General features: G+C 66.8%; 21 protein-coding genes. 15 read left to right on the top strand and 6 right to left on the bottom strand.

The genetic code is table 11. The annotated features are described in order from the left end of the window. Nucleotides 1-484: 484 nt before the first annotated feature. A complete protein-coding gene (locus MF610_RS11070) occupies nt 485-3,181 on the top strand; it encodes an Rne/Rng family ribonuclease (RefSeq protein WP_277924064.1) in 2,697 nt (898 codons plus the stop codon). Nucleotides 3,182-3,478: 297 nt separating this feature from the next. On the opposite strand, the gene MF610_RS11065 is transcribed toward MF610_RS11070, so the two are convergent. Next, the gene (locus MF610_RS11065; RefSeq protein ID WP_242196273.1) at nt 3,479-4,819 is read right to left on the bottom strand and encodes a sensor histidine kinase; all 1,341 of its coding nucleotides are present in this window, start codon (nt 4,817-4,819) and stop codon (nt 3,479-3,481) included. A 264-nt stretch (nt 4,820-5,083) separates the two neighbouring features. On the opposite strand from MF610_RS11065, the gene MF610_RS11060 reads away from it, so the two are divergent. Next, nucleotides 5,084-5,593, top strand: a complete 510-nt coding sequence (locus MF610_RS11060) for a Ros/MucR family transcriptional regulator (RefSeq protein WP_242196270.1) — start codon at nt 5,084-5,086, stop codon at nt 5,591-5,593. A gap of 39 nt (nt 5,594-5,632) precedes the next feature. On the opposite strand, the gene MF610_RS11055 is transcribed toward MF610_RS11060, so the two are convergent. From MF610_RS11055 to MF610_RS11045, 3 genes are all read right to left on the bottom strand, one after another. Then, complete coding sequence (locus tag MF610_RS11055; protein WP_242196267.1) at nt 5,633-6,736, bottom strand: ATP phosphoribosyltransferase regulatory subunit; 1,104 nt, start codon at nt 6,734-6,736, stop codon at nt 5,633-5,635. 165 nt (nt 6,737-6,901) lie between these two features. Continuing rightward, nucleotides 6,902-8,479, bottom strand: a complete 1,578-nt coding sequence (gene serA / locus MF610_RS11050; RefSeq protein WP_242196265.1) for a phosphoglycerate dehydrogenase — start codon at nt 8,477-8,479, stop codon at nt 6,902-6,904. 121 nt (nt 8,480-8,600) lie between these two features. Further along, the gene (locus MF610_RS11045) at nt 8,601-9,734 is read right to left on the bottom strand and encodes a phosphoserine transaminase (protein ID WP_242196262.1); all 1,134 of its coding nucleotides are present in this window, start codon (nt 9,732-9,734) and stop codon (nt 8,601-8,603) included. A gap of 206 nt (nt 9,735-9,940) precedes the next feature. Between MF610_RS11045 and MF610_RS11040 the strand changes: the two genes are divergently transcribed. The 6 genes from MF610_RS11040 to MF610_RS11015 all read left to right on the top strand — a co-directional run bounded on the left by MF610_RS11040 (nt 9,941) and on the right by MF610_RS11015 (nt 15,056). After that, on the top strand, nt 9,941-10,372 hold the full coding sequence (locus tag MF610_RS11040) for a response regulator (protein ID WP_242196259.1): 432 nt from the start codon (nt 9,941-9,943) through the stop codon (nt 10,370-10,372). A gap of 70 nt (nt 10,373-10,442) precedes the next feature. Next, nucleotides 10,443-11,801, top strand: coding sequence for a M48 family metalloprotease (locus MF610_RS11035; protein ID WP_242196255.1), 1,359 nt, complete (start codon nt 10,443-10,445; stop codon nt 11,799-11,801). Next, on the top strand, nt 11,798-12,523 hold the full coding sequence (locus tag MF610_RS11030; RefSeq protein WP_242196253.1) for a DsbA family protein: 726 nt from the start codon (nt 11,798-11,800) through the stop codon (nt 12,521-12,523). The genes MF610_RS11035 and MF610_RS11030 overlap by 4 nt, the downstream gene beginning before the upstream one ends. A gap of 42 nt (nt 12,524-12,565) precedes the next feature. After that, nucleotides 12,566-13,501: an ABC transporter ATP-binding protein gene (locus MF610_RS11025; RefSeq protein ID WP_242196251.1), complete on the top strand. Its 936-nt coding sequence runs from the start codon at nt 12,566-12,568 to the stop codon at nt 13,499-13,501. Further along, nucleotides 13,498-14,265, top strand: coding sequence for an ABC transporter permease (locus tag MF610_RS11020; RefSeq protein WP_242196250.1), 768 nt, complete (start codon nt 13,498-13,500; stop codon nt 14,263-14,265). Before MF610_RS11025 ends, MF610_RS11020 begins: the two co-directional genes overlap by 4 nt. Before the next feature lie 11 nt (nt 14,266-14,276). Next, a complete protein-coding gene (locus MF610_RS11015) occupies nt 14,277-15,056 on the top strand; it encodes an SDR family oxidoreductase (RefSeq protein WP_242196248.1) in 780 nt (259 codons plus the stop codon). A gap of 228 nt (nt 15,057-15,284) precedes the next feature. Here the strand turns inward: MF610_RS11015 and MF610_RS11010 are convergent, their stop codons facing one another. Continuing rightward, nucleotides 15,285-17,402, bottom strand: a complete 2,118-nt coding sequence (locus MF610_RS11010; RefSeq protein WP_242196246.1) for an AsmA family protein — start codon at nt 17,400-17,402, stop codon at nt 15,285-15,287. 158 nt (nt 17,403-17,560) lie between these two features. Here MF610_RS11010 and rpmI point away from each other — a divergent pair, with 158 nt between their 5' ends. From rpmI to MF610_RS10975, 7 genes are all read left to right on the top strand, one after another. Continuing rightward, nucleotides 17,561-17,764, top strand: a complete 204-nt coding sequence (rpmI, locus tag MF610_RS11005; protein WP_055757212.1) for a 50S ribosomal protein L35 — start codon at nt 17,561-17,563, stop codon at nt 17,762-17,764. 13 nt (nt 17,765-17,777) lie between these two features. Next, nucleotides 17,778-18,149 (top strand): 50S ribosomal protein L20, encoded by a 372-nt coding sequence (gene rplT / locus MF610_RS11000; RefSeq protein ID WP_055757215.1) that lies wholly within the window; start codon nt 17,778-17,780, stop codon nt 18,147-18,149. A 218-nt stretch (nt 18,150-18,367) separates the two neighbouring features. Beyond that, nucleotides 18,368-18,598: a GIY-YIG nuclease family protein gene (locus MF610_RS10995; RefSeq protein ID WP_339328525.1), complete on the top strand. Its 231-nt coding sequence runs from the start codon at nt 18,368-18,370 to the stop codon at nt 18,596-18,598. Nucleotides 18,599-18,654: 56 nt separating this feature from the next. After that, nucleotides 18,655-19,908 carry a phenylalanine--tRNA ligase subunit alpha gene (gene pheS / locus MF610_RS10990; protein WP_242196244.1) on the top strand — a complete coding sequence of 418 codons (1,254 nt, stop codon included), beginning with the start codon at nt 18,655-18,657 and terminating at the stop codon, nt 19,906-19,908. Then, nucleotides 19,905-22,268, top strand: a complete 2,364-nt coding sequence (gene pheT, locus MF610_RS10985) for a phenylalanine--tRNA ligase subunit beta (RefSeq protein WP_242196242.1) — start codon at nt 19,905-19,907, stop codon at nt 22,266-22,268. The genes pheS and pheT overlap by 4 nt, the downstream gene beginning before the upstream one ends. Further along, the gene (locus MF610_RS10980; protein WP_242196240.1) at nt 22,265-23,134 is read left to right on the top strand and encodes an aldose 1-epimerase family protein; all 870 of its coding nucleotides are present in this window, start codon (nt 22,265-22,267) and stop codon (nt 23,132-23,134) included. The genes pheT and MF610_RS10980 overlap by 4 nt, the downstream gene beginning before the upstream one ends. A 299-nt stretch (nt 23,135-23,433) precedes the next feature. Then, nucleotides 23,434-25,005: a peptide chain release factor 3 gene (locus MF610_RS10975; RefSeq protein WP_242196237.1), complete on the top strand. Its 1,572-nt coding sequence runs from the start codon at nt 23,434-23,436 to the stop codon at nt 25,003-25,005. 291 nt (nt 25,006-25,296) lie between these two features. Here MF610_RS10975 and MF610_RS10970 read toward each other — a convergent pair whose 3' ends face one another. After that, complete coding sequence (locus tag MF610_RS10970) at nt 25,297-26,526, bottom strand: spinster family MFS transporter (protein ID WP_242196236.1); 1,230 nt, start codon at nt 26,524-26,526, stop codon at nt 25,297-25,299. Nucleotides 26,527-26,595 lie beyond the last annotated feature (69 nt).

The following is a 26,595-nucleotide window of genomic DNA, read 5'->3' as shown; positions in this document are numbered from 1 at the left end:
CCATGGGAAGAGCAGCCCGCTTTTCGTTTGTTCGGAGGCATTTTGCTACGCCCGACCGGTTCAACCCACGGTGAACCAGCACGCTGAATCCGGCTTTAACCATTTATTCTTGTTTGCTTCGGTAGCGTAATGAACCCGCTACGGCTGTTGCCGTTGGCGATGCCGGGTGCTACGCCCCCGGTTACGTCGGTCCCGAACCTGGTTCGGGGAAACCGATGCGACACCCCCAAAGCGTACCCGCCCCGGGGGTCTAATCAGGTTGATGTTTGCATGTGGCAAGTTCCGTCCCGTACCGCCTGCGCCGCTATCGCGGCCGGCGTCGGGACGACGATTGTCCGTCCGGAGCTTTCCGGACTGCCCATGCCAGCAGACGCATATCCCAGCAATCGCGCGCAGGCACCGGGCATGATCCCCGCCGCGCGTTTAGGCGCGCCGACTGGCACGGCCGTCCCGCGCGCCCGGAGACACTATCATGACCACGCGGATGTTGATCGACGCACGCCACCGGGAGGAAACCCGGGTCGCCGTCGTCAAGGGTAACCGGATCGAGGAATTCGATTTCGAATCGGCCGAGCGCAAGCAGCTCAAGGGGAATATCTATCTTGCCAAGGTGACGCGGGTCGAACCGTCGTTGCAGGCGGCGTTCGTCGATTACGGCGGCAACCGCCACGGCTTCCTCGCCTTTTCCGAAATTCACCCCGATTATTACCAGATTCCGAAGGAAGACCGCGACGCGTTGCTGGCCGAAGAAGCCGCACACGCCGCCGAGGAAGCCGCGCTGCGTGCCGGTGACCATGACGACGACGTCGATTACGACGATCACGACGACGAGCATGAAGGCGGCGTCGAAATCGTCGAGCGCGACGAGGATGACGACGACCATCACGACGACGAGGACGGCGAAGCCCCGGCCCGCCCGGCGCGCAAGGGCGGCGGCGATGATGCCGCGGTCGAAGCGCTGCGCCAGCGCCGGCTGAACCTGCGTCGCCGCTACAAGATTCAGGACGTCATCCGCCGTCGGCAGGTGCTGCTGGTGCAGGTCGTGAAGGAAGAGCGCGGCAACAAGGGTGCAGCGCTGACCACCTATCTGTCGCTCGCCGGCCGTTACTGCGTGCTGATGCCCAACACCGCGCATGGCGGCGGCATCTCGCGCAAGATCAGCTCGGCCGCCGATCGCAAGCGGTTGAAGTCGATCATGGCCGAACTGACGCTGCCGGCGTCGATGGGCTGCATCGTCCGCACCGCGGGGCTTCAGCGCAGCCGCCAGGAGATCAAGCGCGACTTCGACTATCTCGCCCGGCTGTGGGACGGCATTCGCGACCAGACGCTGACCTCGTCCGCGCCCGCGCTCGTCTATGGCGACAGCGACCTGATCAAGCGCGCGATCCGCGACATCTACAACAAGGACATCGACGAGGTGATCGTCGAGGGCGAAGGCGGCTTCCGTCACGCCAAGGACTATATGCGGCTGCTGATGCCGGCGCATGCCCGGCGGGTGAAGCAATATGCCGACGCCGTACCACTGTTCCAGCGCGCGCATGTCGAGGATCAGCTGGCCGCGATGTACAATCCGGTCGTGCAGCTGAAATCGGGCGGCTATCTGGTCATCAACCCGACCGAAGCCTTGGTGTCGATCGACATCAACTCCGGCCGGTCGACCCGCGAACACAATATCGAACAGACCGCGACCGCGACCAACCTGGAGGCAGCGCAGGAAATCGCGCGCCAGCTGCGGCTGCGCGACATGGCCGGCCTCGTCGTCATCGACTTCATCGACATGGACCACGGATCGAACGTCCGTAAGGTCGAGAAGGCGATGAAGGAGGCACTGAAGAACGATCGCGCCCGCATCCAGGTCGGTCGCATCTCCGCCTTCGGCCTGATGGAAATGAGCCGCCAGCGGCTGCGCACCGGCGTGCTCGAGGCTTCGACTCGCCAGTGCCCGCATTGCGAGGGCACCGGCCTCGTCCGTACGGCATCGTCGGCGGGCCTGTCGGCGCTGCGCCTGATCGAAGACGAGGCCGCGCGCGGTCGCGGGTCGCTGATCGTGCTGCGCGCCAGCCAGGAGGCGGCCTTCTACGTCCTCAACAAGAAGCGCGCCGACATCGCCGAGGTCGAGGACCGCTATGGCGTGACCGTCGAGATCGTGCCCGATGCCGAGATCGAGGGCGCGCGCATGGCGGTCGAGGCTTCCGGCCCGCCGCCCGCGCATCCGCCCAAGATCGAGCCGCTGGTCGTCATCGACGACGAAGACGACGCCTATGACGATGTCGAGGACGAGATCGAGGACGACGTCGAGGAAGAGGCCGCCGAGGAAACCGCGCGTCCGGCACGCAGCGACGACGATGGCGAAGGTCGCGGCAAGCGCCGCCGCCGCCGCCGTGGCCGTCGCGGTCGCAACCGTGACGAAGACGGTCAGGACGAAGCCGAAACCGGCGAAGCCGAAGACGCCGACGAGGGCGAAGACGACGACACCGCCGAGGATGCCGATGGCGATGCGGCGAACGACACCCCGGTCGAGGCCGAGCAGGGCGACGAAGGCAACAAGCGCAAGCGCCGCCGTCGTGGCCGGCGCGGTGGACGCCGCGGTGAAGGCGCGTTCGACGCCGCCGATGGCGCCGGCGCCGTTGCCGACCTGCCTGCCGATGACGATGCGGTGGCCGAGGCTGCGGTCGAAACGCCGGTCGATGCCGAACCGGTCGTCGAGGCGGAACCGACCCCGGCCCCCAAGCGCACCCGTCGCCGCCCCAGCGCGCGTGCCAAGGTCGAATCGACCGACTCGACGCCTGCCGAACCGGTGACGGTCGAGGCCGGCGATGCCGCGCCGATCGTGACGCCGGAACCGGTCGAAACACCGAAGGTCGAAGCCGAACCGGCCGCCGAAGCGCCCAAGCCGAAGCGCACGCGCCGTCGCAAGGCCGACACCGAAGCCGCGGTCGAAGCGCCGGTCGTGGCCGAACCGGCTCCGGTCGAAGCCGAGGCCGAGCCTGCGCCCAAGAAGCGTCGTGCGCCGCGGCGCAAGGCAGCGGAAGCGGCTCCGGTCGAAGAAGCACCCGCTGAGCAACCGGCAGCGGTCGACCCCGCCGCCGCCGAACCGGCCGAAGCGGGCGCTGACGAAGCCGCCGATGGCGAAAACCCCTCGCCGCGCCGCGGCTGGTGGCAGCGCACCTTCGGCAACTGATCACCGGAAAGTAGCAACAGAAAAGGGGCGGCATCCGGTCGGGTGCCGCCCCTTTTTTGTCTTGGGTTCCGCTGTCGGCCTTCTGCACTCCATCGGAGCTAACGTCATCCCAGCGAAGGCTGGGATCTCCCGGTGATAGCGCACAGCAGGCGCCGCTGGAGGCTCCAGCCTTCGCTGGAGCGACGTTCGCGGCCATGTGAGATAGTGCGCAGGCCGCTCGGGATTTGGCGATGAACGCCGATCTCCGCCATTCTCGCCTCCGCGGGAATGACGCAGGAAGCCGAGCCGAAGCTCCCCTCAATCCACCCGATCGCGCACCAGTGCGTCGCACGCCACGTCGATGTGCACCGCCAACCCCTCGGGGCGCCACGCCCGCGCGATATGCCCGGCCAGCTGCTGTTCGATGCTCAGCGCCGCCAGCCGCGTGCCGAACCCGGTCGCCTTGGGCTCGCCCGCGATCGTCGGCCCGCCCGTCTCCTGCCAGTCGATGCCCAGCACCCCGTCGTGGCGCACGGTGCGGATCGACACTCGGCCCTCCGGGGTCGACAGCGCACCATATTTGGCGGCATTGGTCGCCAGTTCGTGGAAGATCAGCGCCACCGGCGTTGCTCCCCGATCATCGATCGGCACGTCGTCGCCCGCGATCTGCCATTGTTCGACGGCATAGGGCGAGAGCAGTTCGCGCAGCACATGGTGCAGCGTCGCCTCACCGATCAACGGGCGCGACACGTCGCTGTGCGGGCGCGCCAGATCGTGCGCCGCGCCCAGCGCCGCGATCCGCCGCGCCAGATCGTCGGCAAAGCCGCGCACCGCCGGCATCTGCCGCGCCGACATGCGCACCAGCCCGCTGACGATCGCGAAGATGTTCTTGATCCGGTGGCTCAGTTCGCGGCTGAGGATATCGTTCTGTTCGGCGGCGCGCTTGGCCGAATCGATATCGGTACAGGTACCGATCCAGCGGACGATCGCGCCGTCGCCGTCGCGCACCGGCAACGCGCGCCCCAGTACCCAGCGATACTGCCCGCTATGGTGCCGCAGGCGATATTCGATCTCGTAATCGTCGCCGGTGGCAAGGCTATGGCGCCACCGGCTCCACGCGCGATCCTGATCGTCGGGATGGAACATGCCGTTCCATCCTTCCCCATCGGTCGACCCTTCGGGCATGCCGGTGAAGCGGTACCACTGCGCGTTGTAGAAATCGTGATGGCCGTCGGGCCGCGTCGCCCATACCATCTGCGGCATGGCATTGGTCAGCGTGTCGAGTTCGGCACGGGTCGCGGCGCGCGCGGTTTCGGTCTGGCGCTGCGTCTCGTCCTGCGATGCGATCGCGATCCAGCGCCCTTCGCCGGCCGGGCGGACCGCGAAGTCGACGGGCCCGGCCGGCAGGGGCAGCGTCAGCGCGAACGGACGCTCCGTCGCGATATCGGCCGTCCACTTCGCACGCGCGTCGTCGCACGCGCCGCCGGCACAGAATGCCCATAGATCACAGTCGACCTCGGCACCGATATCATGCTGCCAGCGCCGATTGGTCCACAGCAATCGCCCGCGATCATCGACGATACATGCCAATATCGGCATCGCATCGGCAATATCGAACCAGATCGGCGCGGTCGGATCGATCGCGACGGTGTGCGTCATCTTGTCATCCGTTCAAAGTCGGCGGCACGATCATGTACCGCTGGAAATCGCGTAAGCGTGCTATCGTGGGCATATCGTACCGATCCGGTGTCGGAACCCGAATATCGGTACGATCCGTCGTGATCGATGATAAACAATTGGTATGCGATCGCCATATCGACGATCCTTTGCAGAATAATTATCTGGAAAAGTCGAATACTGCGGCCATCACTATTGACCTGTCGTCGGACACGCCGCATTTCGCAGGCATTGAGGGAGATCTCCATGACCGAAGACGGTTCCGAACTGAACGCGATCGAACTGGCCACCGAACTTACCATCGCCTGGTTGAACAACGGCAACAACCGCGTCGCGGCGGAGGATGTTCCGGCGTTCCTGCAGACGATGCACGCGACCGTTCTCGGACTGGCGTCGGGTACCTCCGAGCCGGAGGAAACCGCACCGCAGCAGGACCATGTCGCTGCCGTGTCGGTCCGCAAGTCGCTGGCGTCGAAAGACCACATCATTTCGATGATCGACGGCAAGCCGTACAAGACGCTGCGCCGTCACCTGGCGGGCCACGGCCTGACCCCGGAAACCTATCGCGAGCGGTACGGCCTGCGCGCCGATTACCCGATGGTTGCCGAAACCTATTCGCAGAGCCGTCGCGACATGGCGAAGCGCATCGGTCTGGGCCGCAAGGCGCGCACGACCGAAGGTGCGACGGATGCCGCCGCCGACGATGGGGGCGACGCTCCGCGCCGCCGCGGGCGCAAGCCCAAGGCCGCCGAATAAGCGCTTGAAGGGGTGGCCGATCGGCCGCCCCTTTTCGCATCAGGCGATGGCGACCGCCCGATCGTCCTGCCACATATGGGTGCACAGCTGTGCCTCGGCGGTATCGTCCGCCGTCAGCGCCGCGACCGTTACCCAGCCCTCGCCGCGCAATCGCGCCGCCACCGCCGGATCGGTACCTGCGGGCAGAAACAGCCGCCGCCGATCCTTGGCGCCCAGTCCCGCGTCGAGCAGCGCATCGGCGTAGAGCGAGAAGCCGACCGCCGGCTCCTCGCGGCCATCGGCATGGCACACGGCATAGGTGCCGCCGCGCCCCACCTCGCCCAACACGCCCTGAGCGAACAGCGAAAAGCCGAGCCAGCTCTGATATTCGAAGCCGTGCCGCTCGGTCGGGTCGAGCGTGACGCCGACATTGCCGGGCAGTGCCGCCGCCACCGCCTCGATCGCGTCCAACCGCGATGCCAGCCGCCCGGCGGTGTCGGTCGCGCGCAACCGCGGCAGCGCGGTGGCGAACGGGCCCGCAGCCTCGACCAGCGGCAGATAGGCGGGATCGATCGCCGCGACGCGTCCGGCGTCCTTGCCGTCGAGCGCGGCGATCAGAGCGTCGTGCTGCGGCCCCGGTGGATCGCCCGCCAGCGTCGCGACCAGATCGGGCAGGGTGAAGTCGATCGAGATGCCGGTGACCCCGGCCGCCCGCAACGCCTCGACCGCGACGGTCACGATCTCGGTCGAGGCGGCGACGCTGTCGAGCCCGATCAGTTCGGCGCCGATCTGTCGCCGGGCGCGCCGCGGAGCCAGTTCGCCCGCGCGCAGCTTCAGCACCGGCCCGGCATAGGACAGCCGTACCGGGCGCGGATGGTGGCCCATGCGCGTCGCGGCGATCCGCGCGACCTGTGCGGTGATATCGGGCCGGATGGCGAGCGTGCGCTGGCTGACCGGATCGACGAAGCGCACGGCATCGGTCGCCGCCGTGCCCTTCAACCGCCCGGCCAGCCCCGCCTCGAACTCGGCGAGCGGCGGGTCGACCTGTTCATAGCCATAGCCGTGCGCGACGCCCAGCACCGCCCCTTCGAACCGGCGCAGGCCGTCGGCAGCGGGGGGCAGGCGGTCGTGAAACCCTTCGGGCAGGAGGCCGGTGTCGTTCATGGCGTTTCCCCTAGCGGGTGCGGGCCGGCCGGGAAAGCGTGGACGACATCCGCCATGCCAACCACGTCACCCCGGACTTGACCCGGGGTGACGGGTGAAGGACAGTCCAAACGCAAACGGGCTGCCGGATCGTTCCGACAGCCCGCCCACGCACACGCAAACCGATCAGAACTTGAGCGACATGACCGTCTTGACGCCCGGCAGGGCGCGGACCTTGGTGACCAGTTCCGGCGTCACCGCTTCATCGACCGACAGCAGCACCACCGCCTCGCCCCCGGTATCGCGGCGGCCGAGGTGGAAGGTACCGATATTAACGCCCGCCTCGCCCAGCGTCGTGCCGATGCGACCGATAAAGCCCGGCGCGTCCTCGTTGACGACGTAGAGCATGTGGCCCGCCAGATCGGCCTCGACCTTGATGCCGAACAGCTCGACCAGCCGCGGCTGGGCATTGCCGAACAGCGTGCCGGCAACCGAGCGTTCGCCGGCATCGGTCTTGAGCGAAACGCGGATCAGCGTGTGGTAATCACCCTCGCGGTCGTTGCGCACCTCGCGCACCTCGATCCCGCGTTCCTTCGCGAGGAACGGGGCGTTGACCATGTTCACCGTGTCGGACTGCACGCGCAGGAACCCGGCCAGCACCGCGCCGACGATCGGCTTCTGGTTCAGCTCGGCCGCCGCCCCTTCGCTATGCACCGACACCCGCGCGATCGCGCCGGTGGTCAGCTGCCCGACCAGCGAACCCAGCTTTTCGGCCAGCGCCATATAGGGTTTCAGGCGCGGCGCCTCTTCCGCCGACAGCGACGGCATGTTGAGCGCGTTGGTGACGCCGCCCGACACGAGGAAATCGGCCATCTGTTCGGCGACCTGGATCGCGACATTGACCTGCGCCTCGCTGGTCGACGCGCCCAGATGCGGGGTGGAGACAAAGTTGGGCGTGTTGAACAACGGCGATTCCTTCGCCGGCTCCTGCACGAACACGTCAAGCGCCGCGCCGGCGACATGCCCGCTGTCGAGCGCGGCCTTCAGCGCGACCTCGTCGATCAGACCGCCCCGCGCGCAGTTGATGATCCGCACGCCTTTCTTGGTCTTGGCCAGATTTTCCGCCGACAGGATGTTGCGGGTCTGGTCGGTCAGCGGTGTGTGCAGCGTGATGAAGTCGGCGCGCGCCAGCAGCTGGTCCAGCTCGACCTTTTCCACGCCGATCTCGATCGCGCGTTCGGGCGACAGGAACGGGTCGAAGGCGACCACCTTCATCTTCAAACCCTGCGCACGATCGGCGACGATCGAGCCGATATTGCCCGCGCCGATCAGGCCGAGCGTCTTGCCGGTCAGCTCGACGCCCATGAAACGGTTCTTTTCCCACTTGCCGGCTTGGGTCGAGGCATCGGCCTCAGGCAGCTGTCGGGCGAGCGCGAACATCAGCGCGATGGCATGTTCGGCAGTGGTGATCGAGTTGCCGAACGGGGTGTTCATCACGACGACACCGGCGGCGGATGCGGCAGGGATGTCGACGTTGTCGACGCCGATCCCGGCACGGCCGACGACCTTCAGATTCTTGGCGGCGTCGAGGATCGCCTTGGTCACCTTGGTCGCGCTGCGGATGGCGAGGCCGTCATAGTCGCCGATGATCGCCATCAGCTCTTCGGGCGTCTTGCCGGTGATCTCGTCCACCTCGACCCCGCGTTCGCGGAAGATCTGGGCGGCTTTGGGGTCCATTTTGTCGGAAATCAGAACTTTAGGCATGTCGTGTTCCTTCTCCCTCTCCCCTTTAGGGGAGAGGGCCGGGGAGAGGGGAAGTAGGGGAGCGGGCGGAGAGGTGGCGTGCATGCCTCTCTCCCAACCTCTCCCCTGAAGCGGAGAGAAGTTAAGCGGCCGCCTTCGCGGTGGCGTAGGCCCAGTCGAGCCATGGCCCGAGCGCCTCGATATCCGCGGTATCGACGGTCGCACCGCACCAGATGCGCAGGCCCGCCGGCGCGTCACGATATCCCGCAACGTCATACGCCGCACCTTCGGCCTCGAGCAGCGACGCCATCTTCTTGATCAGCGCCTCGTCGGCCCCCTCGACGGTCAGGCAGACGCTGGTCTTCGACCGGGTCGCCGGATCGGCGGCGAGGTGGCCGAGCCAGTCACGCTCTTCGACGATCTTGTCGAGCGCGGCGGCATTGGCGTCGCTGCGCGCGATCAGGCCATCGACGCCCAGCGACTTGCCCCATTCGAGGCTGAAGATCGCATCCTCGACCGCCAGCATCGACGGGGTGTTGATCGTCTCGCCCTTGAAGACGCCTTCGGTCAGCTTGCCCTTCGACACGAGGCGGAAGACCTTCGGCAGCGGCCAGGCGGGGATGTAGCTTTCCAGCCGCTCGACCGCACGGGGCCCGAGGATCAGCACGCCATGCGCGCCCTCACCGCCCAGCACCTTCTGCCAGCTGAACGTGGCGACGTCGATCTTCGCCCAGTCGATGTCATAGGCGAACACGCCGGAGGTGGCGTCGGCGAACGACAGCCCTTCGCGGTCGGCCGGAATGAAATCGGCGTTAGGCACCCGGACACCCGACGTGGTGCCGTTCCAGGTGAAGAGGACGTCATTGGTCCAGTTGATCGCGGTCAGGTCGGGCAGCTGGCCATAGTCGGCGCGCACGACCGTCGGATCGATCTTGAGCTGCTTGACCGCATCGGTCACCCAGCCTTCGCCGAAGCTTTCCCAAGCGAGCGCAGTGACGGGCCGCGCGCCCAGCATCGTCCACATCGCCATTTCGAACGCGCCGGTGTCGGAACCGGGGACGATGCCGATGCGGTGAGTGTCGGGGAGCTTCAACAGCTCGCGCATCAGGTCGATGCAATATTGCAGCCGCTGCTTGCCGATCTTCGAACGGTGCGACCGGCCGAGGCTGACGGGGTGGAGGCGGTCGGCGGACCAGCCCGGCGGCTTGGCGCAAGGCCCGGACGAGAAATACGGGCGAGCGGGGGTCGTAGCCGGCTTAGGCGGAAGATCGGTCATGTAGTCTCTCCTCACAGAGAGCACGCGCTGCGTTGGGACAGCGTGGCCCGTCGCGGGCATTAGCGGCGGTGGCGGCAGGATACAAGCGACAGATCGGACGAGATCGGTGTCATGCCGTGGACACACTCTGTCACAGAACGCGACGAATGCCGGAACGGAACCCGGCCGAGGGCGTTGCCAAAGCCTTAGTTATGTACGGAATGGCCATGCTTCCTCCCACCGTCCTGATCGTCGAAGACGAGATGCTGGTCGCGATCGACCTTGAAGCGTCGCTGGAGGAACATGGCTATCGGCCGGTCGGCATCGCCGCCGACATGTCGCGCGCACTCGAACTCGCGTCGGTCCGTCCGGACGTCGCGCTGGTCGACTGCAACCTGCGCGACGGGCCGACCGGGCCGACGATCGGGCGGATGCTCGGCAAGAATTACGGTACCACCGTCATCTTTCTCACCGCCAATCCGGCGATGCTCGACGACGGCATCGACGGTGCCCTCGGCGTCGTGTCCAAACCGTGCGGGTATGAATCGGTCGGTGAAATCGTCGATTTCGCGGTGCGCGCGCGTCGTGGCGACCGGTCGCAGCCGCCCACGGGCATCAAGCTGTTCGAAGCCTTTCCGGAATTTCGCGCATCGGCTTAATCCGCCGTTCAAGCGGCGGGCGGCATCGCGGCGTTGACCCGTGTCCGCCGCATCGCCGATAAGGAACGTCATGAAGCGCGCGCTGGGCGGCATCGCTGCCGCCATCCTCCTGTTCACCCAGCCCGCTGCCGCCCAGTCGATACTGCGCGATGCCGAGACCGAGGCGCTGCTGCACGACATGTCGCGGCCGATCGCGGTTGCCGCAGGGCTCGACGCACGCAACTTCAATGTCGTGTTGTTGCAGGACAAGTCGATCAACGCCTTCGTCGCGGGCGGACAAACGGTCTATATCCATTCGGGACTTCTCGACGCCGCCGACGATGCCAACGAAGTGCAGGGCGTCATCGCCCATGAAATCGGCCATATCGTCGGCGGCCACGTACCCTTGGCCGGACGCGGCATGGCACCGGCGACCGGCATCACCGTGCTCAGCCTGCTGCTTGGCGTTGCGGCGATGGCGGCGGGCGCGGGTGAAGCAGGGGCGGGCATCCTCGCCGCCGGGCAACAGGCGGCGATGGGCAGCTATTTGTCGTTCAGCCGGACTCAGGAAAGCGCCGCCGATGCCGCCGGCGCCCGCTTCCTGCGCACGTCGAACATCTCGGGGCAGGGCATGCTGGACTTCTTCAAAAAGCTCCAGAACATGGAATATCGCCTCGCGATCCCGCAGGACAATGGCTATCAGCGCACCCACCCGTTGACCGGCGAGCGTATCGCCAACCTGACGCAGGACGTGCAAAGCTCGGCCGCGTTCAAGACGCAGACCGATCCGGCGCTGGAAACCTGGTTCAAGCGGGTGCAGGCCAAGCTGCGCGGCTATGTCAGCGATCCCAAGGATACGCTGCGCCGCTATCCCGCCAGCGACCAGAGCGTCTACGCCCATTATGCCCGCGCCTATGCCTATCATAAATCGGGCTATCCGGAGCAGGCGGCGGCGGAGACGCTGGCACTGGTGAAGGCCGCGCCCGACGATCCCTATTTCCTCGAACTCGAAGGGCAGATCCTGCTCGAATCGGGCAAGCCGAAGGAGGCCTTGTCGGCGCTACGCGAGGCGACCGACCGGACGCGCTCGTCGCCGCTGATCGCCGCGACCTTCGGCCATGCGCTGATAGCCGCGGAAGACCCGGCGCTGCTGAACGAGGCGGAGCGGGTGCTGAAACAGGCGATCGCGCGCGACAACCGGAACCCGTTCGCATGGTATCAGCTGAGCATCCTCTACGAACGGCGTGGCGATGCGGCACGGGTGGCGCTGGCGATGGCCGAATATGCGTCGCTGTCGGGCGACAACGGCATGGCGCTGGCCAGTGCGCGGCGGGCGATGGCGTTGTTGCCGCAGGGGTCTAGCGACTGGATTCGGGCACAGGATATTCAAATGACGTCGCAGACCGCATTCGAGGAAGACCGCCGCAATCGTCGGCGGCGGGGGGAATGATGGGGAAGGTCGGCAACGTCCTGATGCTGGCCGCCGCGGCGCTGGCGGGGGCCGGCGGCGCGATCGTGGCGCAGCGCGGATCGACCGATCGCGCCGCGACCGAGACGGTGGTGCGCGACTACATCCTCGCCAACCCGGAGATCCTGCCCGAAGCGATGCGCCGGTTGCAGGCAAAGGAATCGGGCAAGGCGGTGGCCGCCAACCGCGCGGCGATCGTCGAACCCTTTCCGGGCGCGGTCGCGGGCAATCCCAATGGCGACGTCAGCGTCGTCGCCTATCTCGACTATGCCTGCGGCTTCTGCCGCGCCAGCCTGCCGGCGATCACCGGGTTGCTCGCCAGCGATCCGAACGTCCGCATCGTCTATCGTGAGTTGCCGATCCTGTCCCCCGACAGCCGCAGCGCCGCCGAATGGGCGCTCGCCGCCGCGTTGCAGAACAGGTTCAAACCGTTCCACGACGCCCTCTACGCCTCGGGCCGGGTCGATAGCGGCGCGATCGAAGCGGCGGCCAAGACCGCCGGGCTGGACGTCGCCGCCGCCCGCGCCGCGATCCGGTCGCCGCAGATTGCGGGCGAGATCGAGCGCAACATGAAGACTGCGAGCAGCCTCGGCTTCACCGGTACGCCGTCCTGGGTGGTCGGCGACCAGGTGCTGGGCGGCGCGCAGACGCTGACCGGGCTGCAGACTGCGGTCGCCGACGCCCGCAAGGCGAAGGCGACGTAAGCCGCCTTCCCCCCGTCATCAAAGCGTGGGACAAGCCGTTCCATGAACACCATTCTATCGATCCGGGGCGTCGCCAAGACGTACCAGTCGGGCACCGTCGCGCTCGAACCGACCGACCTCGATATCGCCAAGGGCGAAATCTTTGCGCTGCTGGGGCCGAACGGGGCAGGCAAGACGACGCTGATCAGCATCATCTGCGGCATCGTGACCGCCAGCGAAGGCACGATCACCGCCGCCGGGTTCGACACGGTGCGCGATTATCGCGAGACGCGGACCCGCATCGGGCTGGTGCCGCAGGAATTGCTGACCGATGCGTTCGAAACGGTGATGGCGACCGTCACCTTTTCGCGCCGGCTGTTCGGGCGGCATGGCGACCCGGCCTTCATCGAAAAGCTGCTGCGCGACCTGACGCTGTGGGACAAGCGCAATGCCAAGATGACCGAGCTGTCGGGCGGCATGAAGCGCCGGGTGATGATCGCCAAGGCGCTGTCCCACGAACCCGACATCCTGTTCCTCGACGAACCAACCGCGGGCGTCGATGTCGAGCTGCGCCGCGACATGTGGCGGCTGGTCCACGAACTGCGCGAGCGGGGCGTGACCATCATCCTGACCACCCATTATATCGAGGAGGCCGAGGAGATGGCCGACCGGGTGGGGGTCATCGCCAAGGGCAAGCTGATCCTGGTCGATGAAAAGGCCGCGCTGATGCGCAAGCTGGGCAAGAAGACGCTGACGCTGACCATGGCCGAACCGCTGGGCGAGGTGCCGGCGGCATTGTCGCATTGGCCGCTGACGCTGACCGACGAAGGCCATGCAATGACCTTCGCCTTCGATGCCAATGCCGACGACAACGGCGTACGCGCGCTGTTGCGCGCGGTCGACGAGGCCGGGATCGCGTGGAAGGACATCGCCACGAAACAGTCGAGCCTTGAGGATATCTTCGTCGGGCTGGTGCACGAACAGGAGAGCCGGGCATGACGTTCAACTGGCACGGCGTGCTCGCCATCTATCGGTTCGAACTGGCGCGCTTCGGGCGGACGATCTGGACCTCGCTGATGACGCCGGTCATCACGACGTCGCTGTACTTCATCGTGTTCGGCACCGCGATCGGCAGCCGCATGACCGAGGTCGGCGGCGTGCCGTACGGCGCGTTCATCGTGCCCGGACTGATGATGCTGACGATGCTGACCGAAAGCATCTTCAACGCCAGCTTCGGCATCTTCATGCCCAAATGGTCGGGTACGATCTACGAACTGCTGTCCTCCCCCGTCTCGACGCTGGAGACGCTGGCCGGCTATGTCGGGGCGGCGGCGACCAAGTCGGTGATCGTGGCGCTGGTGATCTTCGCCACCGCGCACCTGTTCGTCGACGTGCAGGTGGCGCATCCGTTCTGGGCGCTATGCTATCTGTTGCTGGTCGCGACGACCTTCTGCCTGTTCGGCTTCATCCTCGGGCTATGGGCCAAGGGGTTCGAACAGTTGCAGGTGATCCCGCTGCTGGTGGTCACGCCGCTGACGTTTCTGGGCGGCGCCTTCTATTCGATCGACATGCTGCCGGGCGTGTGGCGGACGATCAGCCTGTTCAATCCGATCGTCTACCTGATCAGCGGGTTCCGCTGGACCTTCTTCGGCAAGGGCGACGTTTCGGTCGTGGCGAGCATCGGTGCGACGCTCGGCTTCCTGCTGCTGTGCGTCGCGGTGATCGCAACGATCTTCCGCACCGGTTGGCGATTGAAGAAATAAGGGACGAGCGCATGGATCTGGGAATTGCCGGCCGCAAGGCGATCGTGTGCGCATCGAGCGCGGGGCTCGGCCGGGCCTGTGCGCTCGAACTGGCGCGTGCCGGGGTCGATGTCGTCGTCAACGGACGCGATGCGGCGAAGCTGACGGCGACGGCCGACGCGATCCGCGCCGAAACCGGGGTGACCGTGGTCGAGGTGGTTGCCGACCTGTCGAGCGAGGAGGGCCGTGCCGCGCTGCTCGCCGCCTGTCCCGACCCCGACATTCTGGTCAACAACAATGGCGGGCCGCCGGTGAAGCCCTATACCGACCTCGACGCCGACGGCATCCGCGCCGGGGTGGAGGCGAATTTCGTGACGCCCGCGCTGCTGATCCAGGCGGTGCTGCCCGGCATGGTCGCGCGCGGCTTTGGCCGGGTGGTCAACATCACCTCGGGATCGGTCAAGATGCCGCTCCCCGGCCTCGACCTGTCGAGTGGTGCGCGTGCCGGCCTGACCGGTTTCGTCGCAGGCATCGCGCGGTCGGTGGCGCATGCCAACGTCACGATCAACGGCCTGCTGCCCGGGTCGTTCGACACCGCCCGCATCGCATCGATGAGCGAAGCGGCGGCGGCAAAGAACGGCACGACCCCGGCCGAGGAAAAGGCGAAACGGGCGGACACGATCCCGGCGAAACGGATCGGCGATCCGGCCGAATTCGGCGCGGCCTGCGCCTTCCTGTGTTCGGACAAGGCCGGGTTCATTACCGGGCAGAGCCTGTTGATCGATGGTGGAGCGTTTCCGGGGATTTTGTGATTTCACGCGAAGGCACGAAGAAGGTTTAAGAAGGTAGATTTCGCGCAGAGCCGCGGAGGCGCAGAGAGGTCCAGCCTGGGACGACCGGTTGCGTTCGGTAGACGATGTCCTTCGCTGCACGAAGATCGAGAGCCGCTATCGCGGCCGAACTCGCCGCAAACGCGACCCCTCCGCGGCTCTGCGCGAAATCTACCTTCTTCTCTCCGCGCCTTCGCGCCTTCGCGTGATTCAGAAAATCCCGAGAAACTTCTTCCGCTGTTCCTTGCGCTCACCCCGGTTGGAACGGCCATCCTCGGCCTTCGCCGTCGTCCCCCGCCCGACATCGTCGCGCGCCTCGCCACCCTTGGTCCGCTGGGCACGCGCCGTCGCGCCGGTGAGGATGGGGCCACACGCCGCGCCCTTGGCGTCGCCCGGATCGACGAACGCGAGCACCCCCGCCACCGGCGTCGCCACCAACGCCAACCCAAGCCCAGCACCGGCACGGCTGAGCAGTTCGGGGCTGACGACCGAGTAACGCGGCTCGGCGAAATAGCCGCCGACCCCGACCGGCGACTGGCCGGCGAACAGCGAGAAGCGCTTCGAGTCGGCGCGCACGGCAAGGTCGATCGATTCGTTGCGGAAGCTGAACCCGCCGCGGCCGATCATCACGTTTTTCTGCGTATCGATCAGGATCGGGTCGGCCGCCGCCACACCGTTCCGCACGGTAAAACCGATCAACCCGCAGTTGATCCGCACCGGCTCCTTCAACTTCCCCTCGAACATCTTCTGCGCAAAGGTGCCGAGATCGAGTTCGGACAGCTGGATATTGCGCGTCCAGAAGCTCCCGGCCGGCAGGATGATCGCGATCCGCCCGTTCGACGCCGCCAGTGAATCATGCACCGTATCGCCGGTGCCGGTCAGCTTCACCCGCCCCTTGACCGTACCGGTGGTGCCCGCTTCCGCGACCCCCCAGCCGGCGAGCAGCTGCCCCATCGGCGTCGGCGACAGGCGGATGTCATAGTCGGTGACCGCCGGGCGGCGACGCGCGTCGATGACGATGTCCGACGCGACATTGCCGCGCGCCATCGCGAAGGTCAGCGGTGATAGTTTGAGCAGCCGGTCGTTCAGCTCAAGCGTCAGGTCGACATTCGACACCGGCAGGCTGCGCGCGCGGACGGTCCCGACCTTGTAGCGGACCTGCGCATCGAAATTGCGCAGTGCCTCGACATTCAGCTTCGCATCGGGGAGCAGGCGTGGCGCGCCGCCCTGCCGTTCGATCACGCCCGCCGCACCCTGCGCCTCGACGCGTTCGAGGTCGTAGCCGACGAACGCCGACATATCGACGATATCGAGCGTGCGCGAGGTCAGGTCGGCGGTCAGCAGCAGCCGCGGCTCGCGCTGCGTCACGGTCAGCCTGCCGGCCAGATCGCTGTCGCCGAAGGTCCCGCGCAACCGGGTGAATTTCCAGTCGGCGCCATCCTTCGTCATCCGCCCGGTCAGGCGATAGGTCCGCGTGTTCGGCGTGGTGATGCCGAGCACCGCGAACACCTCCGCCAGATTGCGGCCGCGCAGGCGGACGGCGAGGTTCGATCCGTCGAGCTCGGTCGGCCCGGGCAGCGTACCGGCCAGCACCGCGACCGAGCGCGCAACCTCGATCCGCGCGGTCAGCCGGTTTTGCCCGCCACGGATCGTCGCATTGGGCGATTGCAACTCACCGGTCAGGCGGAACGGCCGCCCGCGCACCGTGCCGCGCCCGGTCGCGCGGATCGCATGCTCGAACTGCGCACCGGCCGTGGTCGCAGGCGCAAGGTCGAACGTCCCGTCGAGCAGGAATTGCGGGTCGCGGTAGCGGATCCGCGTATCACGGAACATGCCGCTGCGCACGATCGGCAGTTCGAGCTTCTTGCCCGGCTGGTTCGGATCGCCGAACGTCCAGGTGTTGCGCTTGCGTTGCGGATCCCAGTGCAGGTCGGCGCGCGCGCCGTCCAGTTCCAGCCAGTTCACCCGCCGCCGCCCGAACAGGAAGGTCAGCGTCGCGACCGAACTGTCAAGCTTCTTCGCTTCGAACACATTACCGCCGCCGGCCCAGTCGGGGTTCGACACCGACAGCCCCTCGGCAAGGAATTTCAGGTTCACCGGCGCGAAGTAGAACTGGAAATCGCCCGCGACGCGCACCGTCCGTCCGCTCTGCGACGACGCGATCCGTTCGAACGTGCCCTTCAGGAACCGGCCCTTGGTGACGAACAGCACTGCCCAGGCAAGGACGATCGCCGCGACGATCCCGAGGAGCGTCCGAAGCGCGATCCGCCGCCAGTCGCGGCGGCGGGGGGCGGCGGGTGCGCCGGCAGTTTCGGAAACGTCGGCCATCGCACCCCAACCGTTCGCAGGCGAAACGAGTTCCGGTTATTGCGTTTTGGCGACAGCCGGGTTAGGGGCGCGCTCTTTCCACGACCTTTCAAGGGATTCGCCCGGCCATCTAGGGCTGCCGCGGCAATCCGCACGTCGTGATTTTTGAGGAGACCAAAATGCCCAAGCTCAAGACCAAGAGCGGCGTGAAGAAGCGCTTCAAGCTCACCGCCACCGGCAAGATCAAGCACGGTGTCGCGGGCAAGCGCCACCGCCTGATCTCGCACAACGCGAAGTACATCCGCCAGAACCGCGGGACTTCGGTCCTGGCCGACGCCGACACCGCCCGTGTCAAGGCGTGGGCGCCCTACGGTCTGCGTTAAGGAGTACTGAAGCATGGCACGTATCAAGCGCGGCACGACCACGAAGGCGAAGCACAAGCGGATTTTGGACCAGGCGAAGGGCTATTATGGCCGTCGCAAGAACACCATCCGCATCGCGCGCCAGGCCGTCGAAAAGGCCGGTCAGTACGCTTATCGCGACCGCAAGGTAAAGAAGCGGACCTTCCGTGGTCTGTGGATCCAGCGCATCAACGCCGGTGTCCGCGCGGAAGGCATCACCTATTCGCAGTTCATGCACGGCTGCAAGCTGGCCGGCATCGAACTCGACCGGAAGGTCCTGGCCGATATCGCAATGCACGAGGAAGCCGCCTTCAAGGCGATCGTCGCGCAGGCGAAGGCCGCCCTGCCGGAACAGGCCGCCGCGTAAGCGCAGCGGTTTGATGGTAAGAGAAACGCCGGTGGGGTGACCCGCCGGCGTTTTTTTGTGCCTTTCCGCGACCCCCATCGTCATTCCGGCGAAGGCAGCTGCACCTTCATCGTCATTCCCGCGAAGCGGGAATCCATAGACGCTGCCGTTCCGGCTCCATTATTACCGTCAGCGTATATGGGTTCCCGCCTTCGCGGGAACGACGAAGGGGTGGGGGAATGGTGCGCATCTTCGAACCCTGCGTCTATATCGTCGCCAGTCGCCGCAACGGTACCTTCCCCGGCTTTACGGCTGATCACAATTGTGCCCGGCTCGTCTGGTTCAAACGCCACGAAACCATGGAAACCGCGATCCAGCGGGAGAAGCGGATCAAGAAGTGGAACCGCGACTGGAAGCAGAATTTGGTCGAGCGCACCAACCCCACTGGCACGACCTGTCCTCGGGGCTAGGCTTCTTCCCCGTTCCGCAATAAAGCCGGTCGCCTATCCCGACCACCGGAGCGACCGTGACCCCCGATCTCGACCAATTGCGTGCCGACCTGCTCGCCGCCATCGATGCCTCTGCCGGCGTCGATGCGCTGGAGGCGGTGCGTGTTCATGCGCTGGGCAAGCAGGGGGCGATCACCGGCCTGCTGAAAACGCTGGGCGCCCTGTCGCCCGAGGAACGCCAGACGGTGGCGCCCGGCATCCACGCCCTGCGCGAGGCGGTGACCACCGCGATCGGTGCGCGCAAGGCGGACCTCGAAGCGAAGGCGCTGGCCGCCAAGCTGGCGTCGGAACGCGTCGACCTGACGCTGCCAGTCGATCGTGCCGCACCGGGCGGGGTGCATCCCGTGTCGCAGGTCATGGACGAGCTGGCGGAGATTTTCGCCGATCTGGGCTTCGCTGTCGCGACGGGGCCGGAGATCGAGGACGACTGGCACAACTTCACCGCGCTCAACATTCCGGAGACGCATCCGGCGCGCGCGATGCATGATACGTTTTACGCGCAGCCGCGACGCCCGCAGGGCGAGCAACGGGCAAGCGCGGCCGGCGGCGCCGAAGCGCCGTCCGACGACGGTGGCTCCGCCACCGGCGCCCCCCAATCGGCCCGCGCCGGGCAAAGCCCGTCGCCGTCGGACGGTGCGGGTGCACCGCCGGCCGGTCCGGAGCAGGACCGAACCGCGCAGCGTTTCGTGCTCCGGACCCATACGTCGCCCGTCCAAATCCGCACGATGATGACGCAGCAACCCCCGATCCGCATCATCGCGCCGGGCCGGGTCTATCGCAGCGACAGCGACGCGACCCACACCCCGATGTTCCACCAGATCGAAGGGCTGGTGATCGATCGCGGCATCCATATGGGGCATCTCAAATGGACGCTGGAGACGTTCCTGAAGGCGTACTTCGAGCGCGACGACATCGTCCTGCGCCTGCGCCCCAGCTATTTCCCGTTCACCGAACCGTCGGCCGAGGTCGATATCGGCTACACGCTGGAGAAGGGCCGGCGCGTCGTCGGCGGTGATCCGGCCAAGGGCAATGGCGGCTGGATGGAGGTGCTGGGCAGCGGCATGGTCCATCCGAAGGTCATCGCGGCGTGCGGGCTGGACCCGGACGAATGGCAGGGTTTCGCGTTCGGCACCGGCGTCGACCGGCTGGCGATGCTGAAATACGGCATGGACGATCTGCGCCCGTTCTTCGACGGCGATCTGCGCTGGTTGAAACATTATGGCTTTGCGGCGCTGGACGTCCCCACGCTGTCGGGGGGAGTAGGCGCATGAAGATCACGCTTGGCTGGCTGCACCAACATCTCGACACCGACGCCACGCTCGACACGATCCTCGACGGCCTGACCCGTATCGGGCTGGAGGTCGAGGGCGTCGAGAATCCGGGCGAGAAGCTGTCCGCGTTCCGCATCGCCCGCGTCCTGACGGCGGAGCCGCATCCACAGGCGGACAAGCTGCAAGTGCTGTCGGTCGATGCCGGCGACGGCCCGTTGCAGGTCGTGTGCGGCGCGCCCAATGCCCGCGCCGGGCTGATCGGCGTGTTCGGGATGCCCGGCGCGACGGTGCCGGCCAACGGCATGTTGCTGAAGGTCGCGGCGATCCGTGGCGTCGAATCGAACGGCATGATGTGCTCGACGCGCGAGCTGGAGCTGGGCGAGGACCATGACGGCATCATCGAGCTGCCCGCCGATGCGCCGGTAGGCACGCCTTTCCTCGCCTATGCCGGGCTCGACGATCCGGTCATCGACGTCAGCGTCACACCCAACCGGCAGGACTGCATGGGCGTGCGCGGCATCGCGCGCGATCTGGCGGCGGCAGGCTATGGAACGCTTAAAGCTCTGGCGGTGCCGGTCGTCGAGGGTATCGGCGAGGGCCCCGACGTGCGGGTCGAGGACGCCGCGGGTTGCCCGGCGTTCCATGCACAGGCGGTACGCGGCCTGACCAATGGCGAGTCACCGGACTGGATGCGCCGCCGGCTGGCCGCGATCGGGCAGAAGCCGATCTCGACGCTGGTCGATATCACCAATTACGTGATGTTCGACCTCGGCCGGCCGCTGCACGTCTATGACATGGCCAAGCTCGATGGCGGACTGGTCGCGCGGCAGGCGCGAGTGGGCGAAAGCGTCGTGGCGCTGAACGGCAAGTCGTACACGCTGAACGGCGGCGAGACGGTGATCGCCGACAACGCGGCGGTGCACGATATCGGCGGGATCATGGGCGGCGAGCATTCGGGCGTGTCGGCGACGACGACCGACGTGCTGATCGAATGCGCGTACTTCACACCCGAGGCGATCGCGCGGACGGGACAGAAGCTGGCGCTGACCAGCGATGCACGTACCCGGTTCGAACGCGGCGTCGATCCGGCGTTTCTCGACCAGGGGCTCGCCATCGCGACCGATTATGTCCTGCGGCTGTGCGGCGGACAGGCGAGCGGCGTGACGAAGGCGGGTTCGCCGCCGACCGACCTGCGCACGATCACCCATCAGCCGGGTCGCGTCGCGTCGCTGGGCGGGATGGACGTGACCGAGGACCGGCAGCGCGACATTCTGGAGCGGCTGGGCTTTGCAGTCGGCGATGACTGGCAGGTGACCGTGCCGTCGTGGCGGCGCGATGTCGAGGGGACCGCCGATCTGGTCGAGGAAGTGATCCGGATCGAGGGGCTCGACAAGGTCCCCTCGACCCCGCTCGACCGCCCGGCAGGCGTCGCGCTGCCGACCGCCACCCCCGAACAGAAGCTGGAACGGCGGATGCGCCGTGCGGCCGCTGCGCGCGGGCTGGCCGAGGCGATCACGTGGAGCTTCATCGCCGACGACGAAGCCGCGCCGTTCGGCGGCGGCGCGTGGGAGGTGGTGAACCCGATCGCCAGCGACATGCGCGTCATGCGCCCGTCGCTGCTGCCCGGACTGCTCAGTGCTGCGGCGCGCAACATCAAGCGCGGGCAGTCGAGCGTGCGGCTGTTCGAGATCGGGCGGCGCTATCTGGCTGACGGCGAGCGCATGACGCTGGGCATCGTGTTCGCCGGCGAGCGTAGCCCGCGGAGCTGGCGCGGTGGCAAGGCGCAGGGCTTCGATGCGTTCGATGCCAAGGCCGAGGTGCTGGCGCTGCTCGAAGCGGCAGGCGCGCCGGTGGCGAATTTGCAGGTGATGGATGGCGCGGGCGACGTGTTCCACCCGGGGCAGTCGGCGACGCTGCGGCTGGGGCCGAAGACGGTACTGGCGAGCTTCGGCGTGCTGCACCCGACCACCGCCAAGGCGTTCGACCTGGCCGCGGGCGTGGTTGCCGCCGAACTCTATCTCGACGCCTTGCCGGCCAAGCGCGGCAGCGGCTTCATGCGCGCCGCCTATACGCCGCCGGCGTTGCAGGCGGTGACGCGCGACTTCGCGTTCCTCGTGGCGGAGGATGTTGCTGGCGATCAGCTGGTGCGCGCGGTGCGCGGTGCGGACAAGGCGGCGATCGTCGATGCGCGCCTGTTCGACGTCTTTGCCGGACAGGGCGTCGAGCCGGGGCACAAGAGCCTCGCGATCGAGGTCACGCTGCAGCCGGGCGCGAAGAGCTTCACCGATGTCGAGCTGAAGGCGATTTCGGACAAGATCGTGGCTGCGGCGGCGAAGGTCGGGGGGAGCCTGCGGGCATGAACGTCGTACTGACCAACGGGACACTGACCGCGACGATCGATCCGCTAGGTGCGGAGCTGCATTCGCTCAAGGATTCGCAAGGCCGCGAGCTGATGACCAATGCCGATCCGGCCTATTGGACCGGCCATGCGCCGATCCTGTTCCCGATCATCGGCGCGTTGCAGGACGATACGTACCGGGTGGAGGGCACGACCTATCACCTCGCCAAGCACGGCTTTGCGCGGCGGCGGATGTTCGCGAAGGTTGCGCAGAACGATGTTTCGGTGCGGTTCGAACTGGCCGACGATGCCGAAACGCGGGCGGTGTATCCGTTCGGCTTCGTGCTTCACGTGGAACATCGGCTGGACGGCGCGACCTTGCACACCGAGGTGACGGTGACCAATCGCGGCGATACCGACCTGCCGGCGAGCATCGGTTTTCATCCGGCGTTCGCATGGCCGCTGCCATTCGGACACGACCGGGCGGCGCACCGGATGGTGTTTTCGGCCGCCGAAGGTGACACCGTCGCCGCGATCGCCGCCAACGGGACGATCGCAGCGGAGCGGCGGCCGAGCCCGCTCGACGGCAAGGTGTTGAAACTGAACGACGCGCTGTTCGCTGACGATGCGCTGGTGTTCGATCCGGTGCATAGCGACAGCGTGACCTATGGTGCGGAAGACGGTCCGCAGCTGCGGGTCGACTTTCCGGGAATGCCGAAGCTGGGCGTGTGGACCAAGCCGGGGTCGGCGTTCGTCTGCATCGAGCCGTGGGACGGGATCGCCGATCCGGAGGGGTTTGCCGGGGATATATTCGACAAGCCGGGCATCCACCGGGTCGCACCGGGGCAGTCGCATCGAGCGGCTATGTCGGTGACGTTGGAAGGTTGATTTTCACGCGAAGGCGCGAAGGGCGCGAAGGGAAGAAGTAAGGTAGATTTCGCGCAGAGCCGCGGAGACGCGGAGGAGTCCTGTTCGCGGTAAGGCTCCGCCACGATAGTGGCTTTCTCGCTCGCTGCGGCGGGTGAAGCGGTCTCCCGAACGCAAACGGCCTGTTCATGCGCGACCTCTCTGCGCCTCTGCGTCTCTGCGCGAAATCTATCTTCTCTTTGCGCCTTCGCGCCTTCGCGTGAACTCCTCTCTTCGAACCCAATCTTGCCGCCCTCCCCGCCCGGCCCTAAAGGCCGACGATGGACCATATTTCCGATCGCCGCACTTTTGCGATCATTTCCCACCCCGACGCCGGCAAGACCACGCTGACCGAAAAGCTGCTGCTGTTCGGCGGTGCGATCCATCTGGCGGGCGAGGTCAAGGCGCGCGGCGCCGCCCGGCGCGCGCGGTCGGACTGGATGAAGATCGAGCAGCAGCGCGGGATTTCGGTCACGTCGTCGGTGATGACGTTCGAACGCAACGGGCTGACCTTCAACCTGCTCGACACGCCGGGGCATGAGGATTTCTCCGAAGACACGTACCGCACGCTGACCGCGGTCGATTCGGCGGTGATGGTGATCGACGCCGCCAAGGGCATCGAACCGCAGACCCGCAAGCTGTTCGAAGTGTGCCGGTTGCGCAGCGTGCCGATCATCACCTTCGTCAACAAGGTCGATCGCGAGGGTCGTGACCCGTTCGCGTTGCTCGACGAAGTCGCCGACATGCTCCAGCTCGACGTGTGCCCGATGACGTGGCCGGCGGGCATGGGCGGGCAGTTCGAGGGCATCTATGATCTGGTCGACAACCGGCTGTTGCAGCCGGAGGCCGGGACGAAGGATTTCCAGGGCAAGGTGGAGCAGTTCACCGGGCTGGACGACGATCGCATCGATTCGGTGCTGTCGGCGGAAGGTGCCGAGCGGCTGCGCGAAGAGGCCGAGCTGGCGACGGGCGGCTATGCCAGCTTCGATGGCGCGGCATACCGCGCGGGCGACCTGACCCCGGTCTATTTCGGGTCGGCGCTGAAGGAGTTCGGCGTCGATTCGCTGATCGACGCGATCGCGCGCCACGCCCCCCCGCCCCGCCCGCAGCCGGCCGAACCGGCGCCGGTCGATCCGACCGACGACCGCGTGACCGGGTTCGTGTTCAAGGTGCAGGCGAACATGGACCCCAATCACCGCGACCGGATCGCGTTCATGCGACTGTGTTCGGGGATTTTCAAACGCGGCATGAAGCTGACCCCGACGGGGCATGGCAAGCCGATCGCGATCCATTCGCCGATCCTGTTCTTCGCGCGCGAACGCGAGCTGGCCGATGAGGCGTATCCGGGCGATATCATCGGCATTCCCAACCATGGGACGCTGCGGGTCGGCGATACGCTGTCGGAGCGGGCCGATGTGCGCTTCACCGGGCTGCCGAACTTCGCGCCGGAAATCCTGCGCCGCGTGGTGCTGAAGGACCCGACCAAGACCAAGCAGTTGCGCAAGGCGCTGGACGACATGGCCGAGGAAGGCGTCACGCAGGTATTCTATCCGGATATCGGGTCGAACTGGGTGATCGGCGTGGTCGGGCAGTTGCAGCTGGAAGTGCTGCTCAGCCGGCTGGAGGTCGAATACAAGGTCGCGGCGGGGCTGGAAATGGCACCGTTCGAGACGGCGCGCTGGGTGTCGGCCAGCGATCCGGCGGATTTGAAGACGTTTACCGACCTGCATCGTTCGGCGATGGCGAAGGATCGGGACGGGAATCCGGTGTTCCTGGCGAAGAGCGCGTGGGAGGTCGGGTATATCGCCGATCGGTATTCCAAGGTGACGTTCGCGGCGACGCGGGAGCGGTAAGCGCGCCGCCTGCGTCTCCGTACCCCCGCGCAGGCGGGGGTCCAGGATTTCAGCCGCGATGTTGCATTGCTCGGCTCTGGATCCCCGCCTGCGCGGGGATACGGATTACTACGCCGTTCGTCGCCCCGGACTTGATCCGGGGTCCCGCTTCTTCCTTTGCCCAGAAGAAGGGAGAAGCGGGACTCCGGGTCGAGCCCGGGGTGACGGTTGGAGAGGGCACCCTGCATCTCTGCGTCTCTGCGTCTCTGCGCGAAATCTGCCTTCTTCTCCCCCACCTCCACGTGAACCCAATCACGCCACCCAGTCGCGCTCCAGCCGGCGGCTCGCCAGCGCCATCAGCGCCCCGGCGACCAGATACAGGCACAGCGCCACCGCGATCGCATAGCGTAGCGATTCGCTGCCATAGGTCGGGACCAGCGCCGTCGACAGCCGACCGACCACGAAGCTGCCCAGCCCCAGCCCGATCAGGTTGTTGATCAGCAGGAAACACGCCGACGCCGTGGCACGCATATGCGCCGGCACCAGATGCTGCACCGCGGTCAGCACCGGCCCCAGCCAGACATAGACCAGCGCCTGCGGGACGACGAACAGCGCGAAGGCGGCGACCCAGCCACCCGACAGCACGCCGGCGATGAACAGCGGCGTGCCCAGCACATAGCAGAGCGCCGGCAGCAGCGCGTACCAGCGCTTGTTCCGCTGACCCAGCCGGTCACCGAGCGATCCGCCGAGCAGGATGCCCGCCACCCCGCCGCTGAGCAGCAGCGCGCCGAAGAACTGGCCGGTCTGGACGATGTCGAGGCCGAAGCTGCGCATCATCAGGCTGGGCAGCCAGAAACCGACGCCATAGCCGCACATCGACCCCGCCGCCGCGCCGAACGCCAGCAGCCAGAAGCTGGGCTTGCGCGCGAGGATGCCGAACACGCGGCCGACCGGAATGCGATCGGCAGTCGCTGCGGCACGCGGCGGGTCCTTTACCAGCAACCGGAAGAACGGCGCGATGACGATGCCGGTCAGACCGACGGTATAGAAGGCCGTGCGCCATTCGACCGCGTGCGCGATATAGCCGCCGAGCAGCACGCCGCCCGCCGCCCCCAGCGGAATGCCGAGCGAATAGATGGCGAGCGCACGCGCGCGGCGTTCGGGAGGAAAGGTGTCGGCGATCAGCGCATAGGACGGCGCGACGCCGCCCGCCTCCCCTACGCCCACGCCGAGGCGGAACAGGAACATCTGGGTAAAATTCTGCGCCATGCCGCACAGCGCGGTAAAGGCGCTCCATACCGTGAGGCTGATGGTGATGACCCAGGTGCGGCTGGTCCGGTCGGCGATCAGCGCGAGCGGAATCGCCAGCGTCGAATAGAGCGCGGCGAAGGCGATGCCGCCCAATATCCCCATCTGCCCGTCGTCGAGCCCGAGGTCGCGCTGCACCGGCTGCGCGAGGATCGCGAGGATTTGCCGGTCGAGGAAGTTGAAGCTGTAGACCAGCAGCAACATGGCGAGGGTGATGCGGGGGTTTCTGGTCATCGGAGCCCTCTTAATCCTCCCCACTCCGTGGGGAGGGGGACCATGCATAGCATGGTGGAGGGGCCTGGC

The organism is Sphingomonas hankookensis (genome assembly GCF_022664465.1).
GTDB lineage: Bacteria > Pseudomonadota > Alphaproteobacteria > Sphingomonadales > Sphingomonadaceae > Sphingomonas > Sphingomonas hankookensis.
Note: the sequence above shows the minus strand (reverse complement) of the source record. Positions and strands in the feature narration are given on the sequence as shown.

Bases quoted from the DNA above. Each gene is read 5' to 3' on its own strand.
- MF610_RS11070 (WP_277924064.1), top strand. From the start codon at position 485: ATGTTGATCGACGCACGCCACCGGGAGGAAACCCGGGTCGCCGTCGTC.
- MF610_RS11065 (WP_242196273.1), bottom strand. From the start codon at position 4,819: ATGACGCACACCGTCGCGATCGATCCGACCGCGCCGATCTGGTTCGAT.
- MF610_RS11060 (WP_242196270.1), top strand. From the start codon at position 5,084: ATGACCGAAGACGGTTCCGAACTGAACGCGATCGAACTGGCCACCGAA.
- MF610_RS11055 (WP_242196267.1), bottom strand. From the start codon at position 6,736: ATGAACGACACCGGCCTCCTGCCCGAAGGGTTTCACGACCGCCTGCCC.
- serA (WP_242196265.1), bottom strand. From the start codon at position 8,479: ATGCCTAAAGTTCTGATTTCCGACAAAATGGACCCCAAAGCCGCCCAG.
- MF610_RS11045 (WP_242196262.1), bottom strand. From the start codon at position 9,734: ATGACCGATCTTCCGCCTAAGCCGGCTACGACCCCCGCTCGCCCGTAT.
- MF610_RS11040 (WP_242196259.1), top strand. From the start codon at position 9,941: ATGCTTCCTCCCACCGTCCTGATCGTCGAAGACGAGATGCTGGTCGCG.
- MF610_RS11035 (WP_242196255.1), top strand. From the start codon at position 10,443: ATGAAGCGCGCGCTGGGCGGCATCGCTGCCGCCATCCTCCTGTTCACC.
- MF610_RS11030 (WP_242196253.1), top strand. From the start codon at position 11,798: ATGATGGGGAAGGTCGGCAACGTCCTGATGCTGGCCGCCGCGGCGCTG.
- MF610_RS11025 (WP_242196251.1), top strand. From the start codon at position 12,566: ATGAACACCATTCTATCGATCCGGGGCGTCGCCAAGACGTACCAGTCG.
- MF610_RS11020 (WP_242196250.1), top strand. From the start codon at position 13,498: ATGACGTTCAACTGGCACGGCGTGCTCGCCATCTATCGGTTCGAACTG.
- MF610_RS11015 (WP_242196248.1), top strand. From the start codon at position 14,277: ATGGATCTGGGAATTGCCGGCCGCAAGGCGATCGTGTGCGCATCGAGC.
- MF610_RS11010 (WP_242196246.1), bottom strand. From the start codon at position 17,402: ATGGCCGACGTTTCCGAAACTGCCGGCGCACCCGCCGCCCCCCGCCGC.
- rpmI (WP_055757212.1), top strand. From the start codon at position 17,561: ATGCCCAAGCTCAAGACCAAGAGCGGCGTGAAGAAGCGCTTCAAGCTC.
- rplT (WP_055757215.1), top strand. From the start codon at position 17,778: ATGGCACGTATCAAGCGCGGCACGACCACGAAGGCGAAGCACAAGCGG.
- MF610_RS10995 (WP_339328525.1), top strand. From the start codon at position 18,368: ATGGTGCGCATCTTCGAACCCTGCGTCTATATCGTCGCCAGTCGCCGC.
- pheT (WP_242196242.1), top strand. From the start codon at position 19,905: ATGAAGATCACGCTTGGCTGGCTGCACCAACATCTCGACACCGACGCC.
- MF610_RS10980 (WP_242196240.1), top strand. From the start codon at position 22,265: ATGAACGTCGTACTGACCAACGGGACACTGACCGCGACGATCGATCCG.
- MF610_RS10975 (WP_242196237.1), top strand. From the start codon at position 23,434: ATGGACCATATTTCCGATCGCCGCACTTTTGCGATCATTTCCCACCCC.
- MF610_RS10970 (WP_242196236.1), bottom strand. From the start codon at position 26,526: ATGACCAGAAACCCCCGCATCACCCTCGCCATGTTGCTGCTGGTCTAC.